General features: G+C 33.3%; 14 protein-coding genes. 8 read left to right on the top strand and 6 right to left on the bottom strand.

Annotated elements, in window-relative coordinates:
* Positions 1 to 121: 121 nt before the first annotated feature.
* Together LBV24_RS13095 and LBV24_RS13100 are read left to right on the top strand one after the other, a co-directional pair.
* The gene (locus LBV24_RS13095; RefSeq protein ID WP_224479109.1) at positions 122 to 649 is read left to right on the top strand and encodes an inorganic diphosphatase; all 528 of its coding nucleotides are present in this window, start codon (positions 122 to 124) and stop codon (positions 647 to 649) included.
* A gap of 127 nt (positions 650 to 776) precedes the next feature.
* Complete coding sequence (locus LBV24_RS13100) at positions 777 to 3146, top strand: sodium-translocating pyrophosphatase (protein ID WP_224479110.1); 2370 nt, start codon at positions 777 to 779, stop codon at positions 3144 to 3146.
* A 67-nt stretch (positions 3147 to 3213) separates the two neighbouring features.
* On the opposite strand, the gene LBV24_RS13105 is transcribed toward LBV24_RS13100, so the two are convergent.
* The gene (locus LBV24_RS13105) at positions 3214 to 5739 is read right to left on the bottom strand and encodes a S9 family peptidase (RefSeq protein WP_224479111.1); all 2526 of its coding nucleotides are present in this window, start codon (positions 5737 to 5739) and stop codon (positions 3214 to 3216) included.
* A gap of 158 nt (positions 5740 to 5897) precedes the next feature.
* On the opposite strand from LBV24_RS13105, the gene LBV24_RS13110 reads away from it, so the two are divergent.
* Complete coding sequence (locus LBV24_RS13110; protein ID WP_224479112.1) at positions 5898 to 6902, top strand: App1 family protein; 1005 nt, start codon at positions 5898 to 5900, stop codon at positions 6900 to 6902.
* Here LBV24_RS13110 and LBV24_RS13115 read toward each other — a convergent pair.
* The 4 genes from LBV24_RS13115 to LBV24_RS13130 form a co-directional block, all read right to left on the bottom strand.
* Positions 6899 to 7513 (bottom strand): deoxynucleoside kinase, encoded by a 615-nt coding sequence (locus LBV24_RS13115; protein WP_114299811.1) that lies wholly within the window; start codon positions 7511 to 7513, stop codon positions 6899 to 6901. The two genes, LBV24_RS13110 and LBV24_RS13115, sit on opposite strands and share 4 nt — an antisense overlap.
* Positions 7514 to 7516: 3 nt before the next feature.
* Positions 7517 to 8299, bottom strand: a complete 783-nt coding sequence (locus tag LBV24_RS13120) for a hypothetical protein (RefSeq protein ID WP_224479113.1) — start codon at positions 8297 to 8299, stop codon at positions 7517 to 7519.
* Positions 8300 to 8364: 65 nt separating this feature from the next.
* Complete coding sequence (locus LBV24_RS13125; RefSeq protein ID WP_224479114.1) at positions 8365 to 9048, bottom strand: response regulator transcription factor; 684 nt, start codon at positions 9046 to 9048, stop codon at positions 8365 to 8367.
* Positions 9041 to 10576 carry a sensor histidine kinase gene (locus tag LBV24_RS13130; protein WP_224479115.1) on the bottom strand — a complete coding sequence of 512 codons (1536 nt, stop codon included), beginning with the start codon at positions 10574 to 10576 and terminating at the stop codon, positions 9041 to 9043. Before LBV24_RS13130 ends, LBV24_RS13125 begins: the two co-directional genes overlap by 8 nt.
* A 123-nt stretch (positions 10577 to 10699) precedes the next feature.
* On the opposite strand from LBV24_RS13130, the gene LBV24_RS13135 reads away from it, so the two are divergent.
* The 5 genes from LBV24_RS13135 to LBV24_RS13155 all read left to right on the top strand — a co-directional run bounded on the left by LBV24_RS13135 (position 10700) and on the right by LBV24_RS13155 (position 16846).
* Positions 10700 to 11080 carry a hypothetical protein gene (locus LBV24_RS13135; protein ID WP_224479116.1) on the top strand — a complete coding sequence of 127 codons (381 nt, stop codon included), beginning with the start codon at positions 10700 to 10702 and terminating at the stop codon, positions 11078 to 11080.
* 16 nt (positions 11081 to 11096) lie between these two features.
* Positions 11097 to 11951, top strand: coding sequence for a GLPGLI family protein (locus tag LBV24_RS13140; protein ID WP_224479117.1), 855 nt, complete (start codon positions 11097 to 11099; stop codon positions 11949 to 11951).
* Positions 11952 to 12091: 140 nt separating this feature from the next.
* Positions 12092 to 12931 (top strand): GLPGLI family protein, encoded by an 840-nt coding sequence (locus tag LBV24_RS13145; RefSeq protein ID WP_224479118.1) that lies wholly within the window; start codon positions 12092 to 12094, stop codon positions 12929 to 12931.
* 163 nt (positions 12932 to 13094) lie between these two features.
* Positions 13095 to 13973 carry a GLPGLI family protein gene (locus tag LBV24_RS13150; RefSeq protein ID WP_224479119.1) on the top strand — a complete coding sequence of 293 codons (879 nt, stop codon included), beginning with the start codon at positions 13095 to 13097 and terminating at the stop codon, positions 13971 to 13973.
* Positions 13974 to 14053: 80 nt separating this feature from the next.
* The gene (locus LBV24_RS13155) at positions 14054 to 16846 is read left to right on the top strand and encodes a carboxypeptidase regulatory-like domain-containing protein (RefSeq protein WP_224479120.1); all 2793 of its coding nucleotides are present in this window, start codon (positions 14054 to 14056) and stop codon (positions 16844 to 16846) included.
* Between the two features lie 54 nt (positions 16847 to 16900).
* On the opposite strand, the gene LBV24_RS13160 is transcribed toward LBV24_RS13155, so the two are convergent.
* Positions 16901 to 17692: hypothetical protein (locus LBV24_RS13160; protein ID WP_224479121.1), on the bottom strand; the 792-nt coding region annotated here is incomplete at its 5' end.

Genomic DNA, 17692 nt, shown 5'->3' on the forward strand with positions numbered 1-17692 from the left:
AAATTATTTAATTCATATACTCATAACCTTTTACTAGGTAGAACCTTTACTATGTCGTATCTTCGCTGCCCGAAAATTGAATCAAACGTCCCAAAGAAGGGTTAACCTAATAAAACATTAAATGAAAGAAAAGAAGAAAATTACTTTTGACGTATTAATTGAAATACCAAAAGGAAGTAGAAACAAATACGAATACGATTTTGCATTAAATAAAATACGTTTTGACAGAACTTTATTCTCATCTATGATGTATCCAGGAGATTATGGATTTGTGCCAGAAACGTTAGCATTAGATCAAGATCCACTTGATGTATTGGTGCTTTCAACAGAACCGTCATATCCAATGGTTGTAATGGAAGTTAGACCAATAGGAGTTTTTCATATGACAGACGAAAAAGGTCCGGACGAAAAAATTATTTGCGTTCCGGTTTCTGATCCTGTTTGGAGTAAACGATCAGATATCAATGATTTAAACCCACATCGTTTAAAAGAAATAGAACATTTCTTCCAGGTTTATAAGGATTTAGAGAAGAAAAAAGTAGATGTAGGTGGCTGGGGAGATGCAGAAGAAGCTACAAAAATATATCTGCAATGTGTTGAACGATACGAAGAGAGTGAACACAAAAAGAAAAGAACTTTTACTATATAATGTATTTATTGTAAAAATTCAGCATTTAAAATGAGCTATCTTTAATTAAGGGTGGCTTTTTTTATCAGGTATATTTTTCTATTTTTGGCAGCATTAAAAAACTAGTAACTAACTAACACATATTAATATGGATATTTTAATTAAAGCGCTTCCAGCTTTTGGTGTTTTAGCATTACTCTTTGTATTTATTAAAAGTGCATGGGTAAGCAAACAAGACCAAGGAACGGACAAAATGAAAAGAATTGCTAAGAATATTGCAGATGGTGCAATGTCCTTTTTAAAGGCTGAATACAAAATTTTAGCAATTTTCGTTGTAGCAGTTGCAATTCTACTTTACTTCAAAGGTAGTTATGAAGAAGGGTCAAATGGTGTTGTAGCAGTTTCCTTTATTATAGGTGCAATTTGTTCTGCTCTTGCAGGTTTCATAGGAATGAAAGTTGCAACTAAAGCAAATGTAAGAACAACTAGTGCGGCGAGAACATCTTTAGGTAAAGCTTTAGAAGTAGCTTTTGCTGGTGGTGCTGTAATGGGACTTGGAGTTGTTGGCTTAGGTGTATTAGGGCTAAGCGGTTTGTTTATGATTTACAGTGAAATGGGCTGGGGAATCAATGAAGTCTTAAATGTACTATCAGGATTTTCTTTAGGTGCTTCATCTATTGCGTTATTTGCGCGTGTTGGTGGAGGTATTTATACTAAAGCAGCAGACGTTGGAGCCGATTTAGTTGGTAAGGTAGAAGCTGGAATTCCTGAAGATCACCCATTAAATCCTGCTACAATTGCAGATAACGTTGGTGATAACGTTGGAGATGTTGCTGGTATGGGCGCTGATTTATTTGAATCTTATGTAGGCTCAATAATTGGTACTATGGTTCTTGGAGCATTTATTATAACACCAGACTTTAATGGTTTAGGTGCTGTATACTTGCCTCTAGTTTTAGCAGCTGTAGGTATAGTAATGTCTATTATAGGTACATTCTTCGTAAAAGTTAAAGATGGTGGTAACCCACAAACAGCTCTAAATATTGGTGAGTTTGGTTCAGCTGGTTTAATGCTAGTTGCATCTTATTTTATTATAAACGCTTTAATTCCTGAAACTGTTGAAGGGCTTCCTAGTGGAGCTACAGGAGTATTTGTTGCAGTAATCGCTGGTTTAATTGCTGGTTTAGCTGTTGGTAAAGTAACTGAATATTATACAGGAACTGGCACAAGACCAGTTAACTCTATCGTAAAGCAATCAGAAACTGGTAGTGCTACAAATATTATTGCTGGTTTAGGTGTAGGAATGATGTCTACAATGATTCCTATTCTTCTTATTGCTGCGGCAATATTAGTATCACATTATTATGCAGGTTTATATGGTATTGCGATTGCAGCTGTTGGTATGCTTGCAAATACAGGAATCCAATTAGCAGTTGATGCTTATGGACCAATTTCAGATAATGCAGGTGGTATTGCAGAGATGGCAGAATTACCAAGTGAAGTACGTGAGCGTACTGACAAATTAGATGCAGTTGGAAATACAACTGCTGCAATTGGTAAAGGATTTGCTATTGCTTCTGCAGCTTTAACTGCATTAGCATTATTTGCTGCATTCATGAAAACAGCAAACGTAACTGCAATTGACGTTTCTAAGCCTACAGTAATGGCTGGTCTATTAGTAGGTGGTATGTTACCATTTGTATTCTCAGCATTGTCTATGAATGCGGTTGGTAGAGCTGCAATGGCAATGATCGAAGAAGTTAGACGTCAGTTTAGAGATATACCAAAATTAAAAGCAGCATTAGAAGTAATGCGTGCTGTTGATTCTGATATGTCTAAAGCAACAGATGCCCAAAGAGCAATTTTTGACGAAGCTGATGGTGTTGCAGAATATGATAAATGTGTTGAGATTTCTACACAAGCATCTATTAAAGAAATGGTATTACCTGGTCTATTAGCCATAGCCGTACCAGTTGCTGTTGGTTTTATTGGTGGAGCAGAAATGTTAGGTGGTCTATTAGCTGGTGTAACAACTTGTGGTGTTCTTATGGCGATATTCCAATCTAATGCAGGTGGAGCATGGGACAATGCTAAAAAGATGATTGAAGAACAAGGAAGAAAAGGAACTGATGCTCACAAAGCAGCTGTTGTTGGTGATACTGTAGGTGATCCATTTAAAGATACTTCAGGTCCTTCATTAAATATCTTATTAAAGTTAATGTCTGTTGTAGCCTTGGTAATAGCACCAAGTATTGCAATATCTGCCACAGGAATGGCTTCTTATGAGACTGAGGAAATTAAAAAGGAGATTGTTATTTCAGATAGTAATGAGGCCGAAGCTACAGTAGAATATACAATGGTAGTAAATGGCGAAGAAGTAACTGAAAGCAAGACTTTTAAGGGAACTGAGGCTGAAGTTGAAGCACAACTTAAAGCTTTTGAAGAAAACTTAAAGTCTACTGAGAAAGATGCAGAAGTAGAAACTATTATAGAAAAAGTAGAAGTTTCTAAAAGCTAAAATAAGAGCTTATTAAATAAAAAAGCCCTCGCAATTGCAAGGGCTTTTCTTTTCAATAGAGTTTAGGCTATTTGCCTTTTGGTTTGTCTCTATTCATTTCAGTAATATCAATATTAGTTGCTTCATGATTGAGTAAATGCTTGCTGAAATGATCTGCTCTTAACCAGAATGAGTATTCTGTCATATTGCCAAAACCATGACGTTGGCCTGGCATTAGCATAAAATCAAACCGTTTGTTTGCTTTTATCAATGCATGAGCCATTCGAATTGTGCCACCTGGATGAACGTTATTGTCTACATCACCGGTAATTAGCATTAAATGTCCTTTCAAGTTTTTAGCAAGTGATTGATTGTCATCAATCATGTATTTATATTTTACATTGCCATTTTCATCAATTTCTTCTTGTACACCATGGTGCGTTTCGCTCCACCAACTATTATAGATATTGTTGTCATGGTTCCCGGCAGAAGATACTGCAGCTTTAAAGAAATCTGGGTATACTAAAATTGCTGCAGTAGACATGAATCCGCCTCCAGAATGTCCATAAATTCCAACTTTTTCGATGTCAATAAAACCATATTTATCTGATAACTGTTCAGCTACATGTTTTTTATCTGCTAAACCATAATCCCTTAGGTTCCCATAACCATAATTGTGATACCATTTAGACCTATCTGGATGACCTCCTCGATTACCCATGGTAACAACAATAAACCCTACTTGAGCCATTCGATCTAACCTATCCATCCGTACAGAAAATGATTTGTTTACAGCTTCGGTCTGAGGACCTGGATATACATATTCTAGTAGTGGGTATTTTTTTGTTTCATCAAAATCAAAAGGCTTATACATTACACCATAAATGTCAGTGATTCCATCATCAGCTTTCATTTTAAATGGTTCTGGAAATTGATATCCAGATGCAAACAATTGGGATAAATCTGCCTCCTCTAGTTGCATAGCAACTTTGCCGCTGCTATCCCTTAATTCTGACTTCGGAGTGGTATTAACTCTAGAATAATTACTAACAAAATATTTATTAGAATCGGCCATACTTGTATTAGTATTAAAATCTCCAGGATTAAGAGCTCTTAAAGCCGTACCGTTAAGGTTTATCTTATACATATGCTCATAGTAAGGATCTTGATTTTTTGGAATGCCATGAGCTGTAAAATAAAGTGTTCTTGTTTTATCATCCACGCCAATTGAACGTTCTACATGATATGAACCACTTGTCACCTGATTTTTTAAATTACCTTCTGTATCATATAGGTAATAATGAGCCCAACCAGAACGCTCAGCCCAGTGCAACATTTCTGTTTCATTATTAAATAGTACTAATGGTCTAGATTCAATGTATGTGTTAAAGCGTTCTTCTATTAATACTTTAACATCTCCAGTATTTATATCTGCCACACAGATATCCAATTTTTTTCGGTCCCGACTTATAGTATTGAAATATATTTTCCCCTTTTGGGATAATAAAAGAGATGGTTGAAAATCATCTCTATAAGTTGATTTTTTTCTAGGTGCTCGATAAATTTGAATACTTTGTTGTTTTACCGTATCTATTTTGACCTTAATACTGCTCTTTGATGGGATATCAAAAACATGAATTTCTGTTTTGTAAAATTCATCTTCTCCTGGCATATGATACTTGTAGGTTTCAAGTGTTGGTCTTTTGCTAGATGTTGTGTTGATTACCCATAGATCTTTAATGTGTCTGGCATCTCGTCTTTGGAAAACAAACTTTTTAGAATCGTGAGACCATGTTCCTCCAACATATTTTCGATTGTCCTTATTTTTAAGTTTGGTCTCATTATTTTCTCCTCTTGTTCTGCCACCGTAACTATAATTTTCTTCACCATCATTGGTCCATTGATTTTCAACTATTGTAGAGTCTTTCTCGTTTTTTACTGCTTTAAGAAAGTTTTCTTTATCCATCCAATAAAGATTGTAGTTCTTAGAAAATAAAACTACCGAACTATCTGGAGCAATATTGGCCCATTTTTTCCATTCTTCTTTTTCCTTCTTTTTATTATCTAATACGATTAATGAATTACCACCAAGGCGATATTCAAAATGATAAATCTTATTTACCATTTTTGGTTTGCTTTTTTTCTTTTTGGTAGAAGTAGAATCCCTTTTTTGCTTGTCTTCTTCGTTTTTATCTTCCTTAACTTCTTCTACTTTCTCTGTAGAGGTAACATAAAATTGAATTGCTGTATCGTTTTTCACAAACTTGAAATCGAACTTAGGTAGGTGCTTTGCATCATATGGGTCTTTGGTGATTTCAGTAAGCCATTTGGCCATTTTTTCATTATCAAAAAGTTCTTTTTTAGTTCTGTTGTCCGCATCAACAATATAATATTTAGAGCCTTCTGTAGTTTTGTATTGATACCAAAATCGATTCCCTTTTTTTAACCAATTTGGTCTAACTGAAGTAGAGTGCACCATTTTCCCAAGGTTTGTAGGAGAATATTTAGATGCTAATCTATAGTTAGGAACAGGAATATTATCCTCTTTTTCAGATTGTGCGCTAACAGTGCCGTAAGTAAATAGTACTAAAAGAACGACGAGTATTTTCTTCATGATTAGTTGGTTTTTTGAAGTTTAATCGGTAATGCCACTAAATTACTTGTTAAAAATTGAAGTCATAGTTACTTTAACATTTTCCTTAGTTTTTTAATTTACAAACTAGACTTAAATTCTAGTTTTAGTATCTTCAAACTTTCAAAAACTGTTTTCATTTGAGTTGGTTTAAAAAAGATCCATTACAGATAATACCTTTTGATACCTATGGTACTAATGAACACCTTTATTTGAAGGGTAGGGCCTTAGAAGATGAGGACATAGATTTAGATAAAAAGGACTGGTTTAGTTTACTTTTAAACTCTTGGAAGCGTTTTGAAACTGATGAGATAAGAAATTCACCTTTAGTCATCAGCCTCCCTAATCAAGAAATTATTAAATCGAGCACAGATGCAGAAGGGTATTACCTATTGGATAAATCTTCTGATAACTTAAAACATCACATTGATGATGAAGGTTGGCTAGAATATTATGTCTCTTACAAAAGCAATAGTAAGAAAAGACAGATTCAGTTAAATAATAAGTTCAAGGGTAAAATGCTTATTCCAAGGCAAAATACAAGCTTTGGTGTAATTAGCGACATTGATGATACTATTCTGCATACAGGTGTTACTTCTAGATTAAAGTGGAGGGTTGTTGTAAATACATTGTTTAAAACACCTCATAAACGGAAGGCATTAGAGGGCTCCGCAGAGTTTTATCATTTGTTACATAATGGAAAAACAAACTTAGAGGCAAACCCCATTTTTTATGTGAGCAATAGTCCTTGGAATTTATACCGATACTTGGCGTTTTTTTTAAAAAACAATAATTTCCCTAAAGGTCCAATTTTGCTAAGAGATTTTAGAACTCCGTTTGATAGAACTCCAAAAATGGAACTGGCACACAAGTATCATGAAATTTTCAATATTCTAAAGACGTATCCCAACCTCAATTTTATTTTAATTGGTGACTGTGGAGAGAAAGATGCCTATATCTATTTAGATGTCGTAAAAGAATTTCCAAATAGAATAGCAGCAATATACTTAAGAGCTGTAGAGCATTCCAAACGTATGAAACGTATCAGTACTCTTTTTGAAGATTATAACGAAGTTCCTGTACTAATAGTAGAAAATGGAGAACAGGCTTTGTTACATGCCAGAAATCATGGGTTTATTGCTTAGAATAAACCGTGAATTTGTGCATCAATCTTATTTATAATACCTCCCAGATCTTCAGGATTATCAACAAAATCTAGGTCATCAACATCTATAATTAAAAGATTCCCCTTGTTGTAACCATGAATCCATGCTTCGTATCGCTCATTTAATCTGCTTAAATAGTCAATACTAATTGAATTTTCGTAGTCTCTACCACGTTTGTGAATCTGAGCAACAAGATTTGGAATTGAACTTCTTAGATAAATTAATAAATCAGGTCCTTTTACAAAAGATTCCATTAAATCAAACAACGAAGAATAGTTCTCAAAATCGCGATTGGTCATTAAACCCATGGCATGAAGGTTTGGTGCAAAAATATGAGCATCTTCATAGATGGTTCTATCTTGAATAATGTCTTTGCCACTGCTATGAATCTGGTTTACCTGACGAAATCTGCTATTAAGGAAATATACCTGCAAATTAAAGCTCCAACGTTCCATCTGATTGTAAAAATCATCTAGGTATGGATTGTCTACAACATCTTCTAATTGCGCTTCCCATTTATAGTGTTTAGCAAGTAATTTGGTGAGCGTAGTCTTCCCAGCTCCTATATTTCCAGCAACAGCAACATGCATAATCTATTCTAGTTTAAGTTGATATTGACGCAGAATTCCGTCGTTGTAAATATACAAGGTTTCATTGGTTACCAAAAACTGATTTATTAACAAATTTGGATGTGAAATTGGTATGATTTCAGAATTGTTTTTGGGTAAAATATAGAGTTGATTGTCATTTTTCAAAACAGTATGTGCTTTGCTAAATGCCATTTTATCATAGTTGTTATTAGGAAATTTTTTCACCAAACTGCCAAAGTAATTATAGACGTATAAAAATTGTTTAGTAAGTAGATAGCAGAAGTTGTAGTCACTCTTTAAGTCTAGTACCTCGGATTGGATGGGTACTGTTTTAAGTCTTATTTTATTGGTTTTGTAATCGTATAATTCTAATTGCTGTAAGTCCTGATTAAAAATCCAAATTGTGTTGTCATAACCAGTAGAAACATAACTGACATTCTTATAAGGAACTACCGTGTTGAAGTCAATTTTAAAAATTTCAGCAAGTCTATTATCTAGAATAATAACCGAATTAAAATCCCTGTAGAAGAGATTTATTTTTAAAGGATTAAACGTATTTGCAGTGCTTATTTCACTGAGTTGATAATTGGTATATGTAATTGTAGTGTCCTTTGTTTTTTTGTTAAATGTGTTGTCATTAGTTGAATAATACATGGTGCCAAAAGTATCTACTCCGAATATATCCAAGACGTCAATTTTCATTGAATCTGCTAAATTGGCTTTAATGGATTTTTGGGAAAAGCAAACTGTACTTACAAATAAGAATAAATAGAATATTTTTTTCATACCGATCTGAAAAATACAAAAAATGAGCCACAGTATAACGCTGTGAATTTTGATTTAGTTTTTATCTAGACGGTAAGTTTATAACCAAAACCTCGGACATTTATAATTTGAATGCTATCATCCTTATTCAGTTTTTTTCTCAACTTAGAAATGAACACGTCCATACTTCTAGCAGAAAAGAAATCATCTGTTCCCCAAAGTTTATTAAGAATGAGAGACCTGTCTAAAACTTTATTTTGATTTTTGATGAGATGAAATAATAAATGTGCTTCTCTATGTGTAAGTTGTAAAGGTGCTTCTTCTTTATAGTGTAGAAGTTGTTTTGGGAAATTAAATTGGTATTCTCCAATATTTAAAATATCTGCAGTTTTCTGAACTTGGGTTCTATTTAGTAAATTATGAATTCTCACTATGAGCTCTTCCATACTAAATGGCTTTTTGAGGTAGTCATTTCCTCCAATTGAAAACCCTTCTACAACATCTTCGGTTTGAGATTTTGCTGTAAGAAAAATAATGGGAATACTATCGTCAATTGCTCTGATTTCTTTAGCTAATGTAAAGCCGTCTTTTTTCGGCATCATTACGTCTAGAACAAGTATTTCAGGTTGTTCAGACTTGTATTTTTCAAAGGCTTTCTCGCCATTTTCACATAGAATTACATCAAAGTCTCTTGTTTCAAGACTTTCTTTAATTATTTGACCTAATGCAATTTCGTCTTCTGCTAAAATGAGTTTTATTTTTTTAGCCATTAGGTAATGTAATTTTAAACGAGGTTAAATTATTTGATAAATCTAAGTTAATTGAACCATTGTGTTTTTCAACAATAGTTTTGGTGTAATAAAGTCCAATACCAAATCCTTTTACATCATGTGTATTGCCTTTAGGTATGCGATAAAATTTTTCGAAAATTCTACTCTTATTTGTCTTATTTATAGAATTGCCATTGTCTGCAATAGTAATCTCAAAATTCTCGCCTTTTGATAGTAGTGTAATTGATATAATGTCGCCACCGTATTTTACAGCATTATCTAATATGTTATTAACGGCATTTTCAAAATGAAAGGCATCAACCTTAGCCATAAGATTTTCTACCATTAAGTTAAGATTAAAGGTTTTGTTGGGAAATTGGATACCGTATCTATTTAATAAAGAATTTAAAAGGTCATTGATATTGATAAGTTCTTTATTTAGGCTCAAATTGTCGCTGTCAAGAGTGGCAGTTTCTAATAACTTTTCAACCATTAGGTTCAGTTTGTTTAGCTGATCAGAAGACATGTTAATGTATTTTTTCGTCTTTTCTTTATCATCTATACCGTTAAAATTACTGATACTTTCAAGAGCAACTCCAATCGTTGCAATTGGTGTTTTAAACTCGTGAGTTATATTACTTATCAAATCATTTTTTACTTCAGCCAGTTGCTTTTGGTTTCTGATGATTTTCAACAGATAAAACAAGCAACTAATTACTGCTAAAACTAAAATGCTCGAGATCAAAATACCGTTTAAACTTCGTTTAAGGATTGTAAATGTTTCATTACTATAGTTTAATTCTAAGATACTTCCTTTTGGTAGAAAAGTAGATTTTGAAATAGCAGAAAGGCTATGCTCACCAATTTTACTTTCAGCTTTTGAAATTGAATCTTTAACCTTGGTTAATTGGTGCAATATGTCAGATTGATGAAAAGTAAGTTTACTCTTAACCTCAATTTGTTTTCTTTTAAATTCTTCATTTAAAAGACTATCAACTTCTGAAACATTTAAGCTGTCATTTGTTATTGAAACCACAATTTTAGAAGTGAGCATTTCTATATCGTTCAATTCAAAATCCAGAGTTTTTGATTTTATGCTATCTATTCGTTTTTTGAAAATGTCTGGTGTAGACGTAGGATGTAATTCGTCATGAATTGTGGTCATGGAGTCTAATTTTGACCCTCTTAAAATTGTGATGCCCTCAACATTATTGATTTTTAAAGAATCTAGCGTTTTAAACTCACCTTTAATACTATCAATTTGGTTAAATAATTGATCTAATTCTCCGCCTTCAGTTAGGGCATCTTTTTGTTGGTCACCTTCCAAAAAAATACCAACCGTTGTACGTTCTGCTAAATCAGCATAATAGTCGTCTACAGCTTTATCTAAACTAACCTGAACATCATTAATAAGTTGCTGTTTGTTGTTGAGGTAATTCTTATAATTCCAATAGATTTGAATTGCTATTGTTGCCACAATTACCGTGACAATAACATATAAAATCCATCTATATCGTTTTTCATTCATATATCAAAAGTATAAGTATTTCTATAGTTTAACGAATCGGTTAACACACGTTAACACTAGTTAACTCAAATACTTGGTTTGAGTTGAGATATTTGTACTGTATTAATCAAAAAATATAAAAACATGAAAAAATTAATTTTACCTTTATTATTGTTAATCGGTTCTTTAGGCTTTAGCCAAACTAAATCTGTTGAAGAAATTGAAATAATAAAAGAGATCGAAGAAACCAAAGTAGAAAGTGTAGATGTTGTGGTGACAGTAGATAATATTGAAGAACTAGAATCTACATTTACAATAGATGACATTAAAGAGATGTTTGATCTAAGTGAGGGAAAACAATCGGTTTCATTTAAGTTAGTGTGTAACGGAGAAGTTATGTTTAATGGAAAAAAGTCTAACATGACCTACAAAGTAGAAGGAACTTCTGATGATGAAGAAGCATTTGTAAAGCGTGTAGAGAAAATTAGAAATGCAGCAATTAAGTATTACAAGAATAAAGAATAATTATAATATCAATCAAATGACAACAATAATTAGAGTTTTAGTTATATCCTTAGCATTAGTATTTACTTCTGCTATTGATGCACAAGATTTTCAAGGCGTTGCAACATATAAAACGCAAAGAAAAGTAGACATTAAAATGGATAGTACCTCCATGAATTCTGAGATGCATGAAAGGATGATGGAAATGATGAAAAAGCAGTTTCAGAAAACATTTCTACTTACCTTCAACAAAGAAGCTTCATTGTATAAGCAAGAAGAAGAATTAGACAAACCAAATGTTGGTATGGGTGATGGTATTCAGATTGTATCCATTGGTGGAGGTGGAGGTTCTGATGTGCTTTACAAGAACACTAAAGAACAAAGATATGCTGACCAAGTAGATACCTATGGTAAAATCTTTTTGGTTAAAGATGACATTGAAAAGATTGATTGGAAATTAGAATCTGACACAAAGTATATCGGAGAATATCAATGTTTTAAGGCAACGTATACAAAAATGGTTGAAAAACCTAGGGTTTCTTTTGGCAGTGATGACGAAGTTGAAGAAGAGAAGGAACCTGAAATGGAAGAGCGAACAGTTACTGCATGGTATACACCGCAAATACCTGTAAATAATGGACCTGATAACTATCAGGGATTACCAGGATTAATTTTAGAAGTTCATGATGGAAAGCTAACCATTATATGTAGCAAAATTGTGCTTAACCCAGAAGATAAAATTGAAATTACGGAACCTACAAAGGGCAAAGAAGTTAATCAAGAGGCTTATGAAAAGATTATGGATAAGAAAGCCAAAGAAATGATGGAACGTTTTAGACCACGAAATGATGGTAGAGAAGGTGAAAGTATAAGCATCTCAATTAGAGGGTAATCCAATAAATAAACAAAATCGTTGAAGTAGTAACTAAATCACCTTGTGGTTTTTAGTGTTAATATTTTGATAAACAGGATAGTATTGTTTAATGTATTTATAAATTTGTTAAACAATTATAACTAAAAGTTTATCCCGTTATGAAATCAATACTATTAAAAATCAGTGTTTTAGCACTTCTATTCACATTTTCAGTTAATCCAAAACCAGAGATTAAACAAGAATTTCAAGGTAAGGCCTATTATTTTTCAAAATCTAAAATGGAATTAGGTAGATGGGGCGCACGATTAAGCGAAGCTCAGAAAAAGCAAATTGCTGCAAGAATGAAGAATAGATTAGAGAAAAATTATGTACTGACATTCAATAAGGAGGAATCATTTTTTGAGGAGGAAGACAAATTGGATGCTATGACTGGTGCTACTGATTCTTGGGGTAAAAATTTTACTCCAGGTGATCAATATAAAAATGTGAAAACTAACACACAGATTCAGACACAAGAGTTTTATGGTAAGAAATTCTTAGTAAAGGATAATTTGCAACCAATAGAATGGGTAATGGGTTCTGAAACAAAACAAATAGGAAACTATACGTGTTTTAAAGCTACTGCTTCAATACCAACTAATGAGTTGACATGGTATAACTTTTCTTGGGATAGATTAAGAAATCAAGAACCAACAACAGATTCAACAGGTGTGGTAACAGTACCAGAGGTAAAAATGACAGAAATTGAAGCGTGGTATACCGTTCAGATTCCTGTTCGTCATGGACCACTAGAATATTGGGGTTTACCGGGATTGATTTTAGAAGTAAGTGCTGATAATACAACAATGCTATGTTCTAAAATTGTGTTGAATCCAGAAGAGGTCGTTGAGATTGTTGCACCAGATAAAGGTAAAGAAATTACAAAGGCAGAATATCAAAAAACGATTACTGCCAAAATGAAAGAATTTAGAGATAATCGTGGTAGAAGAAGAAGTTAGTCTTTTAACAATAGTTTAACTTTAGTGAAATAAACCAACGGGGCTTTATAGAGTCATAGTGATGTAATTATTAAAATAGGACATGTTAATTTTATGATAAACCAAATGTGGTAGGCAGATCATTAAATTACATTTGTTAAACAATCAATTCTTAATAGACAAGATGAATAAATCACTACTTAAACTCACTTTCACTTTCGTTGCTTTACTTTTTGGCTTAAATACATTTGCTCAAGACGATTTTCAAGGAAAGGCGTATTACATGTCTAAAACTACAATGGACATGGATCAATGGGGCGGAAGGGAAATGTCCCCAGATCAGAAAAAGCGTATTGAAGAACGTATGAAAAGCTTTTTAGAAAAAGAGTACATTCTAACATTCAATAAATCGGAGTCAATATATAAAGAAGATGAAAAATTAGAAGCTCCAGGATCTGGTAGAGGATGGGGTGGATTTGCTAGTAGTTTTACTGGAGGACCTAAATATAAAAATGTAAAAGACCAGGAGCTCTTGCAAGACCAAGAATTTTTTGGCAAGCAGTTTTTAATTAAAGATGCTTTAAAACCTCTAGAGTGGAAAATGGGTACTGAGACCAAGCAGATTGGACAATATACTTGTTTTAAGGCTACAGCTACAAAGGTGGTAGATGAGTTTGACTGGAGAAGTATGAGAAGAAGACAACCACCTCCAAAAAAGAAAGACTCTTCAGAGACAGGTGATTCTGCAAAGGCAGATTCAGATGATCCAATGAATGAAATTGAAGTGCCAAAGACCATTGAAGTAGTTGCGTGGTATACGCCTCAAATTCCAATAAATCAAGGTCCTGACGATTATTGGGGGCTTCCAGGGTTGATCTTAGAAGTGAATGCAGATAGAACAACAATTTTATGCACCAAAATAGTTATGAATCCTGAGGAGAAGGAAGATATTGATAAGCCTAAAAAAGGAGATGAAGTAACTCAAGCCGAGTACAATGATATTGTCACCAAAAAGATGACAGAAATGAGAGAAATGTATAGCGGAAGAGGTAGACGTAACTAATTTATACTTAACAGACAATACAAATTTGTAATCCATTTACTAGAAATGGGTTAACATCCAACCTAAAGAAAACAAACCAAATGAAAAAAGTTTTAGTGCTACTTTTAACCTTAGTAGCTAGCAGTTCCTTTGCTCAATTAAAAATGCAAGGTGTTGTTAAAGATAGTATTGGTACACCCTTAGAACTTGCCAATGTTATAGCTATAAATCAAGAAACCAATGCTCTGGAGTCTTATGCTGTAACAAATGATAAGGGTAAGTATATTCTTTCCTTAGGTAAGAATGGAAAATACAAAGTACAAGTGAGTTATATAGGATTAAAATCCCTAAACGAAGTAATAACTACACAAGAAGCAAATATTACCAGAGATTTCACTCTATTACCTGATAATGAATTAGATGCTGTTGAGTTAACCTATGAAATGCCTGTGACAATTAAAGGAGATACACTTATATATAATGCTGATTCCTTTAAAAACGGATCAGAACGAAAGCTAGAAGATGTATTAGAGAAATTACCTGGTGTAGAAATTAATGAAGATGGTCAGATTGAAGTTGAAGGTAATACAGTTCAAAAATTAATGGTAAATGGAAAAGACTTTTTTGATGGCGATACCAAATTAGCGACTAAAAACATTCCTTCCAATGCTGTAGATAAAATTCAAGTATTACGTAACTATGCTGAGGTCGGGCAATTAAGTGGTGTTCAGAATAATCAGAATAATGTTGCCATTAATATAAAATTAAAGGAAGGGAAAGAGAATTTTTGGTTTGGAGATATTACAGCTGGTGCAGGTCAAGCACCTTCACCAAATGACGAATTATATTTATTTCAACCCAAGTTATTCTATTACAGTCCAAAGTATAGCATCAATGTTATTGGAGATTTAAATAATATTGGTGAGGTAGCTTTGACTAATAGAGATATTAGAGGATTTGGAGGTGGATTCCGTCTACCAAGTAGAACCAGTGGCACCAATATTAATTTAGGGAATAATGGACTAGGTGGTTTAACAAATATCGCAAATGCTCAAGAAGTAATCACAAAATTAGCAACTGCGAATTTTAGTTACTCACCTAATAAAGCGCTTGATTTAAGTGGTTTTGTAATATACAATAGCAGTAGATTGAGAACCAGAGAAGAAAGTTTCTTTGATTATATTGAGGTTGAAGACGACCCTACCACACCTCAGGATGAATCTGCAGGATTACCTCCAGATGAATCAACAATTCAACGAGGTAGAGAGGCTACCAATCAATTTGTTGCAAAGCTGAGTGCGGTATATAAACCTAACTTTAACAATCAATTAGATTATGATGTAATAGCAAGGGCATCAGACGAGGAAGAGCGTCAAAATTTGTTTTCATCTGTTGTCGGTGATACAGATCAGCTAAATGAAGTTAATCCTTATAGCATCAATCAAAATTTAAATTACTATTTCACGCTTAATGAGGACAATATATTCGCGTTAGAGGTGCAACATCTTTTGAGTGATGAAGATCCTTTTTACAATGCTTTATTGGAAAACGATCCTACAAATAATAATGAAGTTGACCCAGATGATAGAGATGCATTTGATACGACTGCTCAAGGATTAGGTTTAGATTTAGATCAAATTAATTACGATGTAAATCAAGACAGACGCGTTAAGAGTAATAAATTAGATGCTAAGTTAGATTACTATAATATTCTAAACTCAAAAAGCAATATCAATTTTACATTAGGGACTATTTTTAGTAATCAAAAATTTGATTCTAACATCTTTCAATTTCTAGATGATAGAACACGCTTAGATCCAACCCCTAATATTACAGATTTAGAAGGCGAACCTTTATTAGCTACAAATGATGATGTAGACTATACCTTTAGTGATGTTTATTTGGGTGTGCATTATAGGTTTAAAACAGGGAAATTTACCTTTACTCCTGGTGTTTCTTTTCATGCCTACAGTAACCAGAATACTCAGTTAGGTAATAATTTTAAGGATAGTTTCTTTGATGTGCTACCAGACTTTGAAGCGCTTATTCAGTTTAAGAAAAGTGAATCCTTAACGCTTAATTATAGAATGACCAATACATTTACAGATGTTACCAATATTGCCGAAGGATTAGTGCTTAATAACTTTAACAGTATTCAATATGGAAATCCAGAATTGCAGAATGCACTTACTCATAATGTGAGTCTATTTTATAGAAGTTTCAATTTGTTTAACTATACCAATGTAATTGCTAGTGTTAATTACAGTAAGAACATTGATCAGATAAGATCATTAACGGATTTTGAAAGTGTTATTAGAACAAACTCATTCTTTAATTCTCAATTTGCTGATGAGACTGCGAGTGTGTTTGGTAGAGTTGAACGTACATTTGGAAAAGTAAGAGCAAGACTAAGAGCTAATTTCTCATATAGCAAGCTAAATCAGTTTATACAAGGAAGACAATCTCTAAATGAAAACTTTACTCAAAACTATACACCAGAAATACGCACTAATTTTAGAGAAGCACCAAATGTAAGATTGCGCTATGGTTATACGGTTAGAGATAATGTTCAGGGCTCTAATACTACCAAGTTTATCACGAGAGCACCATCAATACGTTTTGATGCATACGTTTGGGATTCAGTTACATTCATTACAGATTTTGCCTATACGGAACAAGAAACACAAGGGCAAACAGAAGCCTTTAAAACTTGGGACGCATCTTTACGCTATAGAAAAAATAGAGATGCGAAATGGGAGTATTCGTTGAGAGCTTCTAATATTTTAGACATAGATTCTAACATTAGTAATGGTGCCACTAATATTTCAGTATTTAGCTCAGAAACATTTATACAACCACGATTTATAACCTTAAGGTTGACTTATACCTTGTAAATTTAAAAGCCTTCTCAATTGAGAAGGCTTTTTATAGTGGTAATAAAGGTGCTGTTAATTATCTCGTAGTACGTGAACCATACCTGAGATGGAATGCGGATTGCCGTTGTAATCCTCATATGTTCCTGCAAAATTTACATCTATATATTCACCAACATCACCCAGACTGTTTAAATTGTATATTATGTTATTGTTTTCATAAGAAACGCTTAAACATTCTCCAATAAAGAAACCAGTATCACTAGGATTATTCGAATCTAAGTTGTCATAAGTTCCGATATATTCAGGACTTTGAAGCCGAGCTTCCATGTAGATACATTCTCCTTGATTAGGATAGCCGCCCCAAATTTGGAAAAACGTAACTGTCTGTCCTTGACCTTCACCAGAATAGTATGTATTTATAGGTTCAAGAATATATACGGTTTCCTCATTATCAATTGTGTATTGAATAAACTCATCGACTTCGTTACATGCACTTACTTCTCCAACATCAGTTAATGGTGTTGTAAACGTATAGCTAATGTTTCCTGTAGATTGAAGATTGGTATAGTCGTTTCCTTTTAAAACAAAGGTATTCTCTCCCGTACAGCGCAACAGATTTATTTCAAATTCTCCATTGCTAACGGCATCAATAAACGTCTGGTCGCCATAGGTAAGTACTACGTATCCATCGGTTACAGGGTTGCCGTTACAGGTGTTGAATATTCCAACTACAGTCTCTGAGATAATATTTGAATTTTCTGGGACTACGATCGAGATTGAAGTATCCGTACTAAATGGGCCAATAGTCTCGGTATACAATGGCGTATCGCTACAGTATTCGTAACCATAAACATTAAGTTCTAG

The sequence above is a fragment of the Winogradskyella vincentii genome (genome assembly GCF_020166345.1).
Classification (GTDB): domain Bacteria; phylum Bacteroidota; class Bacteroidia; order Flavobacteriales; family Flavobacteriaceae; genus Winogradskyella; species Winogradskyella vincentii.

Bases quoted from the DNA above. Each gene is read 5' to 3' on its own strand.
- LBV24_RS13095 (WP_224479109.1), top strand. From the start codon at position 122: ATGAAAGAAAAGAAGAAAATTACTTTTGACGTATTAATTGAAATACCA.
- LBV24_RS13100 (WP_224479110.1), top strand. From the start codon at position 777: ATGGATATTTTAATTAAAGCGCTTCCAGCTTTTGGTGTTTTAGCATTA.
- LBV24_RS13105 (WP_224479111.1), bottom strand. From the start codon at position 5,739: ATGAAGAAAATACTCGTCGTTCTTTTAGTACTATTTACTTACGGCACT.
- LBV24_RS13115 (WP_114299811.1), bottom strand. From the start codon at position 7,513: ATGCATGTTGCTGTTGCTGGAAATATAGGAGCTGGGAAGACTACGCTC.
- LBV24_RS13120 (WP_224479113.1), bottom strand. From the start codon at position 8,299: ATGAAAAAAATATTCTATTTATTCTTATTTGTAAGTACAGTTTGCTTT.
- LBV24_RS13125 (WP_224479114.1), bottom strand. From the start codon at position 9,048: ATGGCTAAAAAAATAAAACTCATTTTAGCAGAAGACGAAATTGCATTA.
- LBV24_RS13130 (WP_224479115.1), bottom strand. From the start codon at position 10,576: ATGAATGAAAAACGATATAGATGGATTTTATATGTTATTGTCACGGTA.
- LBV24_RS13135 (WP_224479116.1), top strand. From the start codon at position 10,700: ATGAAAAAATTAATTTTACCTTTATTATTGTTAATCGGTTCTTTAGGC.
- LBV24_RS13140 (WP_224479117.1), top strand. From the start codon at position 11,097: ATGACAACAATAATTAGAGTTTTAGTTATATCCTTAGCATTAGTATTT.
- LBV24_RS13145 (WP_224479118.1), top strand. From the start codon at position 12,092: ATGAAATCAATACTATTAAAAATCAGTGTTTTAGCACTTCTATTCACA.
- LBV24_RS13150 (WP_224479119.1), top strand. From the start codon at position 13,095: ATGAATAAATCACTACTTAAACTCACTTTCACTTTCGTTGCTTTACTT.
- LBV24_RS13155 (WP_224479120.1), top strand. From the start codon at position 14,054: ATGAAAAAAGTTTTAGTGCTACTTTTAACCTTAGTAGCTAGCAGTTCC.